This is a genomic window from Flavobacterium sp. KACC 22763, from assembly GCF_028736155.1.
In the GTDB taxonomy this organism is placed as follows: domain Bacteria; phylum Bacteroidota; class Bacteroidia; order Flavobacteriales; family Flavobacteriaceae; genus Flavobacterium.
On record NZ_CP117879.1, the window covers coordinates 4,811,934 to 4,828,244 of the forward strand.

Annotated in this window: 13 protein-coding genes; 7 read left to right on the forward strand and 6 right to left on the reverse strand. The window is 32.9% G+C overall.

All coding sequences use genetic code 11. From position 1 onward, the window contains the following. Positions 1-20: 20 nt before the first annotated feature. Complete coding sequence (locus PQ463_RS20285) at positions 21-767, reverse strand: electron transfer flavoprotein subunit beta/FixA family protein (protein WP_198854647.1); 747 nt, start codon at positions 765-767, stop codon at positions 21-23. Between the two features lie 501 nt (positions 768-1,268). Here PQ463_RS20285 and PQ463_RS20290 point away from each other — a divergent pair. Together PQ463_RS20290 and PQ463_RS20295 are read left to right on the forward strand one after the other, a co-directional pair. Continuing rightward, positions 1,269-2,246, forward strand: coding sequence for a pyruvate dehydrogenase complex E1 component subunit beta (locus PQ463_RS20290; RefSeq protein WP_008466560.1), 978 nt, complete (start codon positions 1,269-1,271; stop codon positions 2,244-2,246). 69 nt (positions 2,247-2,315) lie between these two features. After that, positions 2,316-4,817, forward strand: coding sequence for a DUF5686 and carboxypeptidase-like regulatory domain-containing protein (locus PQ463_RS20295; protein WP_274255227.1), 2,502 nt, complete (start codon positions 2,316-2,318; stop codon positions 4,815-4,817). Between the two features lie 196 nt (positions 4,818-5,013). Here the strand turns inward: PQ463_RS20295 and PQ463_RS20300 are convergent, their stop codons facing one another. Next, a complete protein-coding gene (locus tag PQ463_RS20300; RefSeq protein ID WP_274255228.1) occupies positions 5,014-6,135 on the reverse strand; it encodes a hypothetical protein in 1,122 nt (373 codons plus the stop codon). Between the two features lie 73 nt (positions 6,136-6,208). Here PQ463_RS20300 and PQ463_RS20305 point away from each other — a divergent pair, with 73 nt between their 5' ends. The 3 genes from PQ463_RS20305 (at position 6,209) to PQ463_RS20315 (ending at position 10,107) form a co-directional block, all read left to right on the forward strand. Next, positions 6,209-6,808 carry a DNA-3-methyladenine glycosylase family protein gene (locus tag PQ463_RS20305; protein WP_274255229.1) on the forward strand — a complete coding sequence of 200 codons (600 nt, stop codon included), beginning with the start codon at positions 6,209-6,211 and terminating at the stop codon, positions 6,806-6,808. A 111-nt stretch (positions 6,809-6,919) separates the two neighbouring features. After that, a complete protein-coding gene (locus PQ463_RS20310; RefSeq protein ID WP_111288276.1) occupies positions 6,920-7,450 on the forward strand; it encodes an inorganic diphosphatase in 531 nt (176 codons plus the stop codon). Between the two features lie 113 nt (positions 7,451-7,563). After that, positions 7,564-10,107 (forward strand): sodium-translocating pyrophosphatase, encoded by a 2,544-nt coding sequence (locus PQ463_RS20315; RefSeq protein ID WP_274255230.1) that lies wholly within the window; start codon positions 7,564-7,566, stop codon positions 10,105-10,107. A gap of 62 nt (positions 10,108-10,169) precedes the next feature. Here the strand turns inward: PQ463_RS20315 and PQ463_RS20320 are convergent, their stop codons facing one another. The 4 genes from PQ463_RS20320 to PQ463_RS20335 form a co-directional block, all read right to left on the reverse strand. After that, positions 10,170-10,538 (reverse strand): helix-turn-helix domain-containing protein, encoded by a 369-nt coding sequence (locus tag PQ463_RS20320; protein ID WP_111379447.1) that lies wholly within the window; start codon positions 10,536-10,538, stop codon positions 10,170-10,172. Between the two features lie 5 nt (positions 10,539-10,543). After that, the gene (locus PQ463_RS20325; protein ID WP_111379445.1) at positions 10,544-10,840 is read right to left on the reverse strand and encodes a type II toxin-antitoxin system HigB family toxin; all 297 of its coding nucleotides are present in this window, start codon (positions 10,838-10,840) and stop codon (positions 10,544-10,546) included. A gap of 146 nt (positions 10,841-10,986) precedes the next feature. Next, on the reverse strand, positions 10,987-11,601 hold the full coding sequence (locus tag PQ463_RS20330) for a deoxynucleoside kinase (RefSeq protein ID WP_111367772.1): 615 nt from the start codon (positions 11,599-11,601) through the stop codon (positions 10,987-10,989). Then, a complete protein-coding gene (locus tag PQ463_RS20335; RefSeq protein ID WP_274255231.1) occupies positions 11,601-12,416 on the reverse strand; it encodes a hypothetical protein in 816 nt (271 codons plus the stop codon). The genes PQ463_RS20330 and PQ463_RS20335 overlap by 1 nt, the downstream gene beginning before the upstream one ends. Positions 12,417-12,628: 212 nt before the next feature. On the opposite strand from PQ463_RS20335, the gene PQ463_RS20340 reads away from it, so the two are divergent. After that, positions 12,629-13,519 carry a GLPGLI family protein gene (locus tag PQ463_RS20340; RefSeq protein ID WP_274255232.1) on the forward strand — a complete coding sequence of 297 codons (891 nt, stop codon included), beginning with the start codon at positions 12,629-12,631 and terminating at the stop codon, positions 13,517-13,519. 83 nt (positions 13,520-13,602) lie between these two features. Then, positions 13,603-16,290 carry a carboxypeptidase-like regulatory domain-containing protein gene (locus PQ463_RS20345; protein ID WP_274255233.1) on the forward strand — a complete coding sequence of 896 codons (2,688 nt, stop codon included), beginning with the start codon at positions 13,603-13,605 and terminating at the stop codon, positions 16,288-16,290. The last annotated feature ends 21 nt before the right edge of the window (positions 16,291-16,311 follow it).

Genomic DNA, 16,311 nt, shown 5'->3' on the forward strand with positions numbered 1-16,311 from the left:
AAAATCTAAAGTCTACAATCTTAAATCACTTTAGCCTCGTTGTGTAATAAATTGATTAACTCATCTAAATTATCTGCAGAAACTAATTTTACTGCTGATTTTGGAGCTGGTTTTTCAAATTTTACCGCTTTTGTATTTACGGCTGCATCAACTGGCTCAAGAATAGTAAGCGCTTTTGTTCTTGCAGTCATAATTCCTCTCATGTTTGGGATACGTAAATCTTTTTCCTCAACAAGACCTTTTTGACCTCCAATGATTAAAGGAAGAGTAGTGCTTACAGTTTCTTTTCCGCCATCAATTTCACGAACCGCTTTTACATTGTTTCCGTCAATAGTTAAAGCTGTACAAGAATTTAAGAAGTTAGAACCTAAAATTCCAGCAATCATACCAGGAACCATTCCTCCGTTATAATCTAAAGATTCTTTACCTGCAATTACAAGATCGTAACCGCCATTTTTGATTACTTCTGCTAATTGTTTTGCAACGAAGAAACCATCTGTAGGATTTGCATTCACACGAATTGCTTCGTTTGCTCCAATTGCTAATGCTTTACGTAAAGTTGGTTCAGTATCAGGACCTCCAACGTTTACAACCGTTACATTTGCACCTTGTTGCTCTTGAAACCAGATAGCGCGTGTAAGACCGAATTCGTCGTTAGGGTTAATTACATATTGTACTCCATTAGTGTCAAATTCTGAGTCACCGTTGGTAAAGTTAATTTTTGAAGTAGTATCAGGCACATGGCTGATGCAAACTAGTATTTTCATAAGTATATATTTTGAATTTATAATATGCTTTTACAAATTTAGAATTTAATTTGGAATAATTATACTATGCGTGCATAATATTTTTTAAAACTATTACGATTTCGCAGATTGTTCAGTTTTGGATGAATTTCATCGGGATCTAAAAATAAAACAATATTCATTTTGTCTGATTGTTAGGAATTTTGCAATAACCGATAGTTGGAGAGCAAATTAATTTTGTCTGAGAAATACTAATTTTTTGTTTTTTTCGTTTAGATGAATGAATTTTGGTGAAACAAGAATTAAACAAATAGATAGAAGTTTGTCTGAAAAATATTTTAAGTGAATTTAAGTGTGAATTATACGTTATTATATCGATTTCGTAAATATCACAATAAAGATTAAAAAGTTAAAACCTGAGAACAGATAGAAGTTCATGCGATTTTAAATTTAATTTTTGCTTTTAAGTTATTTAAAATATTTATTTTTGCTCTTCAGAAAATTCAACATACAATATAAAATATGAGAACAATACAATTTAGAGAGGCCATTTGTGAAGCGATGAGCGAAGAAATGCGCCGCGATGAATCCATATATTTAATGGGAGAAGAGGTTGCAGAATACAACGGAGCTTACAAAGCTTCTAAAGGAATGCTTGCTGAGTTTGGTGAAAAAAGAGTAATTGATACTCCAATTGCTGAGCTTGGTTTTTCAGGAATTGCAGTAGGTTCTGCAATGAACGGAAACCGTCCTATTGTAGAATATATGACATTCAACTTCTGTTTAGTTGGTATTGATCAAATTATAAATAATGCTGCTAAAATGCGTCAAATGACAGGAGGACAGTTTAATGTGCCTATCGTTTTCCGCGGACCAACAGCTTCTGCTGGTCAATTAGGAGCTACTCACTCACAAGCTTTAGAAAACTGGTTTGCTAATACTCCAGGTTTAAAAGTTGTTGTTCCTTCAACTCCTTATGATGCAAAAGGACTTTTAAAATCAGCTATCCGTGATAACGATCCAGTTATTTTCATGGAATCTGAGCAGATGTACGGAGACAAAGGTGAAGTGCCAGACGGAGAATACACAATTCCTCTAGGTGTTGCTGATGTTAAACGTGAAGGAACTGATGTAACTATCGTTTCATTCGGAAAAATCATCAAAGAAGCTTTTATCGCTGCTGATGAATTAGCAAAAGAAGGAATCTCTTGTGAGATTATCGATTTAAGAACAGTTCGTCCAATGGACAAAGATGCGATCTTAAAATCGGTTAAAAAAACAAACCGTTTAGTAATTCTTGAGGAAGCTTGGCCAGTTGCCAGCCTTTCTTCTGAGATTTCTTATATCGTACAAGAACAAGCTTTTGACTTCCTTGATGCGCCAATTCAACGTATTACAACTGCAGATACTCCAGCACCTTATTCTCCAGTATTGCTTAAAGACTGGTTGCCAAATGCAGGTGATGTTGTAAAAGCAGTAAAAAAAGTATTATACAAATAATACAAATATAAAATACTCATAAAACTTCATCAGACAGAATGGATTGGTGAAGTTTTTTTTTACTTTATAATGAACAAATTAACTCTACTTCTCTTATATTTTTTATTTGCTTTTGCGAATGTTGCTACTGCACAAACTAAGGTGAGTGGAGTTGTTTTGGACAAAACCAATCAGCCGATACCTTTTGCAAATGTGGTATTTAAAGGTTCAAATATTGGAATAGTTTCTAATGAAGACGGACGCTTTTATTTAGAGTCACCAAATACTTATACCGCACTTTTGGTTACTTCGGCAGGATTTTCAGATAAAGAAGTTCCTTTAGAAAAAGCAGTTAATTATAATTTCAAAATTGTTTTGTTCGAAGAACAAGTACTTAACGAAGTTGTAATTTATACCGGAAAAACGTCAAAGAAGAACAATCCAGCATTGGATATTTTGAGAAAAATATGGGAAAGAAAACGTAAAAACGGTCTGTACCTGTTTAATCAATATCAAATGCAGAAGTATGAAAAAGTAGAATTTGACATGAACACTATTGATAGTGCATTCATGAAAAATAAGCTTTTTAAAGGAATGGAGTTTATCTTTAATCATGTTGATACTTCTGATGTTACAGGGAAAACTTATTTGCCAATTTTTATAAACGAATCGGTTTATGATGTCTATGGTGACAATAAACTCAAAAAAGTAAAAGAAAATCTAACTGGAAATAAAATGTCTGGTTTTAACGGCAATCAGCAGATTTTATCTTTTGTAAAAGATCTTTATTCTGAGTATAATATTTACGATAATCATCTTAAATTTTTTGATAAAAGTTTTACGAGCCCGCTTTCAAGAACAGGAATCGATGTTTACAATTATGTTCTAAAAGACAGTGCATTTGTAGATAAAAAATGGTGTTATAATATTGTTTTCTATCCGCGACGTAAAAACGAATTGACTTTTAAAGGAGATTTTTGGGTTAATGACACCACTTTTGCCATCAAGAAAATTAATATGGGCGTTACAAAAAGTGCCAATATTAACTGGGTAAAAGATATTTATATCGAACAGGAATTTGAGGTTGAAAACGATTCTGTTTTCCTTTTGACTCGTGATTATATGATGTCTGATTTTGCTTTAAACAAGAAAGAAAAATCGAAAGGAGTTTATGGAAAAAGAACAACTTTATACCGAAATCATAAATTCAACATTCAGAAACCTGAGAAATTCTATAAAGAAGAAGTCAATTTTATAGACAATGCCGTTTACGACCGACCGCCCGAATTCTGGGAAGAAAATCGTTTTGAAAAATTAAATAAAGACGAGCAGGGAATTTATAAGATGCTTGACACTTTACAGACCGTCAAGCGATTTAAGCAGCTGTATAATCTCGTCTCGATTTTAGGAAGCGGTTACATTGAATTTAAAAACTTCGATTACGGACCAATTTTCTCCACTTTCGGATACAATGAAGTTGAAGGTATAAGGTTAAGAGTAGGTGGAAGAACTTATTTCGGGCCAAACGACCCTTGGCGTATTCAAGCTTATACAGCGTATGGATTTGACGATAATAAATTCAAATATGGTGTTTCTGGAAAATGGATGGTTGACAAGAAAAACCGAGTTATTATTTCTGGAGGAAATAGGCGTGACATCGAGCAGATTGGTGCGAGCTTAACCACTACAAATGATGTTTTAGGGCGAAGTTTTGCATCTTCGGCATTGTTCACGACGGGAAGCAACGGAAAATTGACCAATATCAATTTGAGTAATGTTTCTGTAGAAATGGAGCCTAAAAAGAATTTTATTGTCTCAGCTGGACTTTCATATCGAACATTAGAATCGGCTTCTAAGACATTTAGTTTAGATTATTATACAACTTTACCAACTGCAGCAAATCCAGCAGGTGTTGTAGAAAGTATGGTAAAACAATCTGAGGCCAATATTCAGTTTGAGTTTATGCCAAACAGAAAAACTATTGGTTATGGCGTAGAAAGAGATTTAGTTGATAGTCCGTTTAGTCATTTCTTTGTGAATTTCAGTTATGGATTGAAAGGTGTTTTTGACAGTGATTTTGCTTACGAAAAAATTCAGGTTTTCTACAGACAGCCAATTATTATTGGGCCTTTAGGAAGAACAAATATTACAGTTGAAACAGGAAAAACATTTGGTACAATTCCGTTAGGTTTGATGAGTGTAATTCCGGGTAACCAGACTTATTTTACGATCGAGAATACATTCAGTAATTTGAATTTCTACGAATTCGTTACGGATCAATACACTACATTGCAGTGGAATCATGATTTTGGAGGAAGATTATTCGCAAGAGTTCCTTTTATGAGAAAATTGAATTGGAGAGAGTTTATCGGAATTAGAGCGGTTCATGGAACAATTTCTGATGCCAACCGCGCCATAAATGCTTCGGGATTACCTTATAATGCTCCTGAAAAAGTGTATTACGAATATCATGCAGGAATTGGAAATATCTTCAAAGTTTTCCGAATTGATTTTTCTTGGAGAGGAAATTATCTAGATATGCCAGATGCCCATAAATTTGCAGTAAAAGGATCTTTCGGATTTTATTTCTAATTGTGGTTTTAGGTGCAAAGATTTAAAGTTACAAAGTCGCAAAGGTTTCAAATCTTTGCGACTTTTTTTGTGGTATATATTTTTTCTTTCAGATTTAGCTGAAAATACAATTTGGATCCTAATTTGTATATCTGGATAAACTAAAACTTTATGTCTTTGCGAAATTCTTATTTTAATTTAAAAAGTAATCTTAAAATTATTTACCTATAAAAATGGATTTTGCCTGACTATCTTTACTTCCATCTGTTAAAGGAATAGCTACGCCGTTCTTCCATAACATCGCAACAGATATACTATTTATAATTTCATATCCTACAACATAAATATCTGTGCCATCAACTGCTATGCTATTGGCTACAGAGTAGTTTTTTTCATTTGTTAATGAAATTTCGACACCATTTTTCCATATTGCGGCATGATATATATGATAACCAGCAGCATAAATATCTGTTCCATTTATATATATTGATTTTGCTTCTGCTACTTGATAGCCATCAGTCAAAAATGTAGGTATGCCATTTTTCCAAATTACTGCTTTTTTCCTTTCTGAAACGTCAGCGGTATGGTAGCCAGCAATATAGACATCATTATTGTCTGAAACATAAATTGAATTTGCTCTGCTGTCTGCTCTGAGAACTTTGCCATCAGTGATTGGTGAAGTTTGTCCATTTTTCCACAATTTGACACTATAATTATTTAGATAATTCGATTCTAAATGGTTTAAAACAACATAAACATCATTTGATTTTACATACATGGAGCTAGCAAAAGTATGTTCTAATGCATTTGGGTCAGTTAATGCAGTTTGTATGTCGTTTTTAACTAAATAAGGGACCGATGAATCCTTATGAAAGTTATCTTCATTGCTAACATAGTAAAAGTCTTTTTCTGTTATAAAAAGTGGATAATAATTATACGTAGCACACATACTAGAAACACTTCCTTGTTTAATTGCTTTTCCATTTTTCCATATTATAGAGGCATAATTTAAATAGACATTATTATAAAGATCTAAATCTGCTGATCCAAAAACATAAATATCTTCACCTTGCACAAAAATTGATCCTGCATCGATATTACGAGGCGGTATATTTTTGTATGGATTATCAATATTAAAGGATTGGCTATTTTTCCATGCTCGAGCTTCTCGTCCTTCATAACCTGCAATATAGATGATTTTTGATTGCGGAACAGGTTCTGGTTTAGTAGGAATTTCTACATTTGGAATTTCAACAGTAGGATTGTCATCAATTTTTTCATCGTTACTACATGAATAAAAAATCACTATTGAAAGTAAAAAAAGTATAGTTTTTTTCATAAGTTTAAAAAATCAAAGTGCTGTAAAAATAGTAATTATATCTTATTAACAATCATTTTCTTAACTTAATTGCATGCAAGAAGCAATCGATTTCTTAACCAGTAAAAATCCAATATTTCTAGATATCATTGAAAAATATGGATTGCCTCCAATTCCAAGGCGTTCGCCTGGATTTGAAACTTTGGTTTTATTAATACTCGAACAGCAGGTTTCTATCGATTCAGCGAAAGCTACATTTTTAAAAATCAAAGCCTACAAAACTTGCAATCCCGAAAATATGGCTGTTTTGTCTGATGAAGAATTTAGAAGTCTTGGAGTAAGCCGTCAGAAAACAAGATATATCAAAGTTTTAGCTGAAGCAGTTTTAAACAAAGAATTAGATATTGAAAGTTTGACTTCGAAGTCTGCAAAACAAGTTCGCGAAGAACTTATTAAATTAAAAGGAATTGGAAATTGGACGATTGATATTTATTTAATGTTCTGTCTTGAAGAACCAGATTTGATTCCTCTTGGCGATATTGCAGTCATTAATGCAATCAAAGAATTACTGAATATTCATGACAGACAAGAGATGGAAATTTATGCTGAACAGTGGAGTCCATATCGTTCTTATGCGACCTATTTGCTATGGCATTATTACCTGAAGAAAAGAAATCGAACAATTACCTATTAAATGCTTGTTTTTTAAACTCTAATGAAGATAATTTAACCTTGTTTTTTATTGTAAAACTAGATTCTTTAGTTATTTTTGCAACCGAAATTATAGAAACAATAAAAAACGAAAATGACCGCAGACAAATTAACGACTTTCGATGTATTAATCGAAATACCAAGAGGAAGCAGAAATAAATACGAGTACGATTTTGAAATTAAAAGAATGCGTTTCGACAGAATGTTATTCTCTTCGATGATGTACCCAGCTGATTACGGATTTATTCCAGAAACTTTAGCTTTAGATGGTGATCCTCTTGACGTATTAGTTTTGGTAAACGAACCAACTTTCCCTGGATGTGTTATGGAAGTTAAGCCTATTGGTGTATTCCACATGGCAGATGATAAAGGACCAGACGAGAAAATTATTTGTGTACCAGTTTCAGATCCAATCTGGAATTCATTAAACGATCTTTCTGATATCAACCCACACTTAGTAAAAGAAATCGAGCACTTTTTCCAAGTTTACAAAGATCTTGAAAACAAAAAAGTAGATGTAGAAGGATGGGGAGACGTAAAAGAAGCTTACGATATTATCGCTGAGTGTACAAAGCGTTTTGATGACATTGAAAATAAACCAGCAGGATTATTTAGTATTAAATAATTTTAACCGTATTCTAATATAAAAAAAGCAATACTGCCGTCAGGAGTATTGCTTTTTTGTTTAAATTCGTTTCAGTTAGATTGTTGACTATTAACCAAAACCATTAAAATATTATGAATGCATTTATGATTTACCTGCCGATTATTATGGCAGTTTTAGGATTACTTTTCATGGGAATAAAAAGGACTTGGGTTTTAAAACAAGATGCTGGAGACGGTAAGATGAAAGAGATTTCAGATTACATCTACGAAGGAGCCTTAGCCTTTCTAAAAGCCGAATACAAACTATTAACCATCTTTGTAATTATTGCCAGTTTAGCTTTGGCAGGAATTACTTTTATTCCGGGAGTAAAAACACATTTATTAATCGTAATTGCCTTTATTTTTGGTGCATTCTTTTCTGCTTTAGCAGGAAATATGGGAATGAAAATAGCAACAAAAACAAACGTTAGAACCACACAGGCGGCTCGTACAAGTTTACCGCAAGCTTTAAAAGTTTCTTTTGGCGGTGGAACCGTAATGGGATTAGGTGTAGCGGGTCTGGCTGTTTTAGGTTTGACATCCTTTTTTATCATTTTCTTTCATTTGTTTTCTGAAGGAGTTTGGAAAGATACCGATACGATGACAATTGTTTTGGAAACTCTTGCGGGATTTTCACTTGGTGCAGAATCAATCGCTTTGTTTGCTAGAGTGGGTGGTGGAATCTACACAAAAGCAGCCGATGTCGGAGCCGATTTAGTAGGTAAAGTTGAAGCCGGAATTCCAGAAGATGATCCACGTAATCCTGCTACAATTGCAGATAACGTAGGAGATAACGTTGGAGACGTTGCAGGTATGGGAGCTGATTTATTTGGTTCTTATGTAGCAACCGTTTTAGCGGCAATGGTGCTTGGAAACTATGTAATAAAAGATATGGGCGGAAGTATCAATGACGCTTTTGGCGGAATTGGACCAATTTTGCTTCCAATGGCAATTGCCGGTTTCGGAATTTTATTTTCAATTATCGGAACAACTTTAGTAAAAATATCAGATGACAATGCTAAAGAAGCACAAGTGCAGAAAGCATTAAATATAGGGAACTGGGTTTCTATTGTTTTAACAGCTGTAGCTTGTTTCTTTTTAGTAAAGCACATGCTTCCTGAAACAATGCAAATGACTTTCTTTGGCGAAGGTTCTAAAGCGATTTCATCAATGCGTGTTTTCTACGCCACTTTAGTTGGATTAGTTGTTGGTGGTGCGATTTCATCAGTAACAGAATATTATACAGGATTAGGAACAAAACCAGTATTGGCAATTGTTCAAAAATCATCTACAGGAGCGGGAACAAACGTAATTGCAGGTTTGGCAACGGGTATGATTTCTACTTTCCCAACGGTATTATTGTTCGCTGTGGCAATTTGGATTTCATATGCTTTAGCTGGATTTTATGGGGTAGCTTTAGCAGCTTCGGCAATGATGGCGACAACAGCTATGCAATTGGCAATCGATGCGTTTGGACCAATTTCTGATAATGCTGGAGGTATTGCAGAAATGAGCGAATTGCCAAAAGAGGTTCGTACTAGAACCGATATTTTAGATTCAGTAGGAAATACAACTGCAGCAACAGGAAAAGGATTTGCTATTGCTTCTGCAGCCTTAACTTCATTAGCTTTGTTTGCTGCATATGTCACCTTTACAGGAATTGACGGAATCAATATCTTCAAAGCGCCAGTTTTAGCGATGTTATTTGTTGGTGGAATGATTCCGGTAGTTTTCTCTGCTTTAGCGATGAATTCTGTTGGAAAAGCAGCAATGGATATGGTGTACGAAGTTCGTCGCCAGTTCAAAGAAATTGCTGGAATTATGGAAGGAACAGGAAAACCAGAATATGGTAAATGTGTTGAAATTTCTACAAGAGCAGCTTTACGCGAAATGATGCTTCCAGGAGTTTTAACAATTGGTTTTCCAATCTTGATTGTGCTTTTAGGAAAATTAGTTTACTCAGACAACAATCAATTAATTGCTGAAATGTTAGGAGGATATATGGCTGGAGTTACGGTTTCTGGAGTTCTTTGGGCTGTTTTCCAAAACAATGCAGGAGGTGCTTGGGATAATGCTAAAAAATCTTTTGAGGCTGGAGTTATGATTAATGGTGAAATGACTTATAAAGGTTCTGATGCACACAAAGCAGCGGTAACAGGAGATACAGTTGGAGATCCGTTTAAAGATACTTCTGGACCTTCGATGAATATTTTAATCAAATTAACTTGTTTGATTGGATTGGTAATTGCGCCAATTTTAGGAGAAGGTCACGAATCATCAGATATCGCTGGAAAAGCTTCTTGTTGCGCTAAAACAGAAATGCACGCAGGAATGTCTAAATGCGGTGATATGTCTGGAATGACAAAAGAAGAATGTATTAAGATGTGTAAAGAAAAAGGCTGTTCTGAAGAAGAAACAGCTAAATGTCTGGCTCATTTTGATAAAACTGGAAAATATCAAAAAACAGATTGCTTTGATACCAGTAAATATGAGAAACAATCAGTTCGTGTTGAAGTTAAAAATATAAACGGTAAAACTACTGGAACTGTTACTAAAACAGAAAATGGTAAAACAACAACTGAGGTTTTTGAAGGAACTGAAGAAGAAGTTTTAGCGAAAGTAGAAGCTGCGAAATAACAACTTTATCAAAGTTTATTATTAAAAGGTAAAAGCCTCTAAAATTATTTTAGAGGCTTTTTTTATTGATTTAAAGCATATTCTTTAATTAATGTAGAGGCGGGAATATGAAGGGTTTCAGTTAAAACTCTTATTTGCTTTATTGTTAAGGCTCTTTTACGATTAAATAATTCCGACACTCTCGATCTGCTGTTTAAAATAATTCCTAAATCGGCATCACTTAATCCGTTTTGTTCCATCATAAATTTAATGGCTTCAATAGGATCAGGTTCAGGAATTGGATAATGGATTTGTTCGTATTTTTCTATAAGTGTTACCAGAATATCTAGCTCATCTCCTTCAGCAGTATCTGGTTTGGCGTCGAAAAGAAAATTAACTCTTTCCAATGCTAAACTATAGTCATGTTCTGTTTTTATTGGCTTTATATTCATATTATTTACAAATTTTTAATGTCATTTAAATCATCATACTCATTATGTGTTCCTATAAAAAGAATGTATACAATTTGGGTTTCATAATTGATTTTTACAATCAAACGATAATGATTTCCGCAGATATTGAAGATTACTTTATTATTTCCAACAAAATCTGCTGTACCAAAAAAAGATTTCACAGCATTGGAATTAGAAAAGTTATTTTTATCAAAAACTTGATACCAGGATAATAATTGCTGTTTTGAATTTGGAAATCGCTCCCAAAAATTTTGCAAGGTTCTCTTTGCTATTATTCTCATAATTTAGTTTTGCAAATATATTTATTTTTTCCCAAATAGGGAAACGAATTTAAAGCAAAACAAATGTAAGAAAATATTTAAATAAAAAAGTCTCTAAATTTATTTAGAGACTTTTTTATTTAGTGTAAATCTGTGTAATTCGTGTTTTAGAACAATCCGTTCAATTCAGCATCAATTTTATTAATGATATCTCCTAAATCCTCAGGATTGTCAACAAAATTAATATTGTCAACGTCAATGATTAGTAATTTTCCTTTACTATAAGTCTGAATCCAAGCTTCGTATCTTTCGTTCAAACGGCTTAGATAATCTATAGAAATAGAATTTTCATACTCGCGTCCGCGTTTGTGAATTTGTCCTACTAGATTTGGAATAGAACTTCTTAAATAAATCAATAGATCTGGAGCTTTTACCAAAGATTCCATCAATTCGAACAATGACGTGTAATTTTCAAAATCACGGCTTGTCATTAATCCCATTGCGTATAAATTGGGAGCGAAAATATGGGCATCTTCATAAATCGTTCTATCCTGAATGATTTTTTTTCCGCTTTCGCGAATTTGCTGCACTTGACGGAAACGGCTGTTAAGGAAATAAATCTGAAGATTAAACGACCAGCGCTCCATCTGATGATAGAAATCATCTAAGTACGGATTATCAACTACATCTTCATAATGAGGTTCCCATTTGAAATGTTTTGCCAATAATTTGGTCAAAGTAGTTTTTCCTGCGCCTATATTTCCTGCTATTGCTATGTGCATTACGGTGTTACGATTTTATAATTTGATATATCTGTAGCTGTAAAAATAGATAAAATTTGGTCTTTGTAATAAAAATTGTCAAAGGTTTTTTCCAAAACTTTAATTTCAGAAATTACTTCGGGATTCAATTTATTCATTCCTTTAAAATACAATAAATTATCTTTACTGAAAAGATATTGAGAAGGATTTACGATAATGATTCTATCAAAATCGGCAATCTTTCCCAGCGAAGTTATCTTCCCGAAAATGTCGCAAGAGTACCAATTGTTTTTCTTGTCAATCCAATAGAAAGTATTAAAGTCGGTTTGATAATATTGAATTGATTCAGTCAGCGGAATTGAAACTGTTTTGTATTCATTTTTTAAATAATCAAAAAGACCAATCTGTTGATTTAAAGTGTTGTAAATCCATAACTGATTTTGCGTCGACATTCCGATCGCACTTACTACGATTGGCGTGGCGTTCTGCGAAAAATTAATTTCGGTCATTTTATTTAATTGGTTATCTAATAAAACAACACTGTTGAAATCTTCATAAAACAAAACAAGCTTTAGCGGATTCTGGAGATCAACTTTTGTAATTTTTCCCAAAGAAACATTCTTGTATTCGAAGATTTCTTTTCCTTTAATCTTGCAAAAAACATTATTCGTGATCTGATACGAATATCCAAAAGCATCATATCCTAAAAACGTATCAGAAGTATTTTTATATTGAGAAATTAAAGTTGGATTTATACTCAAATCCTGAGCCAAAAGCGCATGAAAAGTGCAGAAAAGAAATACGGAGAATAAAAATTTTTGCACCATTTTACGCATTAGAAATTATTTTACAAGAGCACCAAATTACAAAAAACTCTTCTTAAAATTTCAATTTGGAGTCTTAAACCTTTTTTAAATCTAATAGTCTAAGAAATAAGGCATTCTATCTATGTCTCGATGCCATTAATATATTTAGTTTTTCGAATTTTAAAATAAATAATACATTTGAATGTAAGCTTTATCGCATTTACTCACTTAAAGAAAATGAAATGAAAAAGATATTTTTTTATATGACTTTGTTGCTTGTTTCTATGCAAATTCAGGCGCAAAAAGATTTTCAGGGAATGGCTGTTTACGAGTCAAAAACACAGGCACCAAAATTTGAAGGCATGCGTGGCAATAGAGATATTACTCCAGAGATGCAGAAAAATATGGAAGAGCGAATGAAAAAAATGCTCGAGAAAACATTTATTTTAAATTTTGATAAAGCAGCATCTATTTACAAAGAAGAAGAAAAGTTAGAAACGCCTGGTCAGCAGCAAGGAGGTTTTAGAGTTATGTTTGGCTCACTTACTGGCGGTGGCGGTACTTTTTATAAAGATGTAAAAACAAAAACATATACGGTAGATAAAGAATTTATGGGTAAAGAATTTCTTGTTGTAGATTCTCTACCAAAATTAAACTGGAAATTGGAACAGGAAACCAAACAAATAGGTGGTTACAATTGCTTCAAAGCAACAGCAGTAAAACAGGCTAGTAAAACCGATTTCAGAAACTTCAGACCTAAAAATAACGACGACAAAAAAGACGAAGTCAAAAAGACTTCGGGTGAGACAAAGACCAATTTTGCCGACAATTTTGAAATGCCAAAAGAAATTGTGGTTACGGCTTGGTATACGCCAGAAATCCCGATCAATCAAGGGCCAGAAAACTATTGGGGACTTCCTGGATTAATCTTAGAAATCAATGATGGAACAACTACAATTTTATGTTCTAAAATTGTTTTGAATGCTAAAGATAAAGTCGAAATAAAACCTTCTAAAAAAGGAAAAGTAATTTCTCAGAAAGAATATGACGAAACGGTAATTAAAAAAATGGAAGAATTTAGAGAAATGAATCGTGGTAGAGCAGGCGGACCACCACCTCCGATGGGTAGATAATATCTTTCAAATTCCAATTTCCAAATTCCAAATTGCTTTGCCTGTTCACTATCGCTCGGGTCCAAACTCTTAATATTCTTATAATGAATAAGATACTTTTTGTATTTGCCTTACTTTTTACTTCTATTTCTTTTTCGCAAAGTATTCGTTTTGATGGTTTGATTCAGGACGAACAGAAAAATCCGTTAGAAATGGCCAATATTATGGCTATTAATAATGGCACAAAAGCGATGGATTCTTATGGGATAACCAATGACAAAGGAAAGTTTCAGTTGACTTTGAAACCTAATACAGCTTATACGATCAAGGTGAGTTATTTAGGAATGAAATCTAAGGAAATGGCAGTATCGACAAAGTCTGAAAATATGAATCAGAACATTGTTTTGGATGGTGCTGGAATAGAATTGGAAGGTGTTGAGATTGTTCGTGAAATGCCCGTTTCTATAAAAGGTGATACAATTGTTTATAATGCTGATTCTTTTAAATCCGGAACCGAAAAAAAGCTTGAAGATGTTTTAAAGAAACTCCCAGGAGTTGAGGTAAATGCTGATGGAGAAATTGAAGTGGAAGGAAAGAAAGTCAGCAAATTGATGGTGGAAGGAAAAGACTTTTTTGACGGAGATACCAAATTAGGTGTCAAAAATATTCCAGCCGATGCTATTGATAAAGTTCAGGTTTTACGAAATTATAACGAAGTAAGCCAGTTAAAAGGTCTAGAAAATGATCAGGAAAATGTGGCGATGAACATCAAACTGAAAGAAGGTAAAAAGAACTTTTGGTTTGGAGATGTAACCGCAGGAATTGGTGTTGCGGAATTAGACAGTCGTTATATCATTAATCCAAAACTATTTTATTACAGTCCAAAATACAGTATCAATTTAATTACCAATTTCAATAATATTGGTGAACTGCCTCTTACGGCTCAAGATTATTTCAAGTTTACAGGAGGATTTAAAAACGTGATGAAAAAAGGAGGAAGTAGTTTTAATGTCTCTTCTAATGATTTAGGAATTTCGTTATTGCGAAATAATCGAGCAAAAGAAATTGAAACAAAATTTGGTGCAACAAATTTTGCTTATTCAGTTAATAAAGCTTGGAATTTAAGCGGTTTTGGAATTCTTTCGACTTCAAAAACAGAATTGGAAACCAAATCGCAAACCACAATTTTAGATTCTGGAGATCAGCAGAAAAGTAACGAAAATACTAGTCAGAAAAATAATTTGGGACTTTTTAAATTAAGCTCAACTTATAAGCCAAGCGACAAATTTCAGTTTGATTACGATATCTTAACCAAACTTACTAAACAAGAAGAATATTCAGATTTATTTAGAGAGCAGATTGTTCAAAATGTTTCGACTTCAGAAGATATTTTTACAACTAAAAAACAAGATCCGACTTCTGTTAATCAGAATTTGAGTTTGTATTATACTCAAAGTGCTAAAAATATATTTGCTTTTGAAATGCAGCATTTATATCAAGATGAAAATCCATTTTATAATGCTAACCTGCAAACACTTCCTTTTGATTTATCAGGATACATTTCGGGACAAAATAGAAATGATTATAATCAAGACCGATTTGTAAAAACCAATAAATTGGATGCGAAATTGGATTATTATTATATGGTTACACCAAAAAGCAATTTCAATATTACGTTAGGAAATACGTATTCGTATCAGAACTTCAATTCTCACATTTTCCAAATGTTAGATAATGGAACAAGAAATGATTTGAATGACGTTGAAAATAATAATGATGTTGATTACAGATTTAATGATGCTTTTGTAGGTTTTCATTATAAAATCCTCACAGGAAAATTTACGTTTACGCCAGGAGTTAGCTTTCATACGTATCAAATGACAAACGGACAATTAGGAGCTGATTATTCTCAGAATTTCACGAAAGTGCTTCCGGATTTCTTCGCTTTATACCAAATCAAAAAATCTGAAACCTTGACTTATAATTTCTCATTGACAAACGATTTTACTGATATTAATCAATTGGCAGCTGGTTACGTTTTATCTGATTACAGCAGTTTGTTTCGCGGAAATCGTTTCTTAGAAAATGCTACTTCACAAGTTCATTCGCTTCGTTATTTTAAATATAATATGTTCAATTTTGAGAATATTTTTGCCAATGCAACTTATACAAGAAAAGTAGATGCGATTAAAACAAAAGCCAATTTTGACGGAATTAATCAGTCTTCTGTTCCCTATAATTCCAATTTAGCCGATGAGACTTTTAGTGGAATGGGAAATTACGGACGTTCATTTTTAAAGAATTACAAAGCTTCTGCAAATGCAACTTTTAATTGGTCAAAATTTAATAACATTCAAAACAATAAATTGTCGACAACAGAAAGTTTTGTTCAGAGTTATACAGTAAGAGCTTCAACAAATTATAAAAATCTTCCAAATATAGAATTTGGCTATAATCTTTTGGTCAATAAATACAGTGGATCAACTTTTTACACTGATAAACCATTTGCTAGATTAGATTATTATTTCTTGAATAGTTTCTCATTTGTTTCGGAATATGAGTTTTACCATTATTATAATGGAGATAAAACGGTTGATAACGAATATGATTTTTTAAGCGCTAGTTTAATTTATCAAAAAAAGAACAGTAAATGGGAGTATAAAGTCTCGGCAACCAATCTGCTGAATACAAGATATCTTAACGATGACAGCTTCTCACAATTCTCTACAAGGGTTTCTCAATATACTGTACAGCCACGTTATATCATATTTTCAATGAAATATAATTTGTAGTATTTTAATTGCAAGATTATC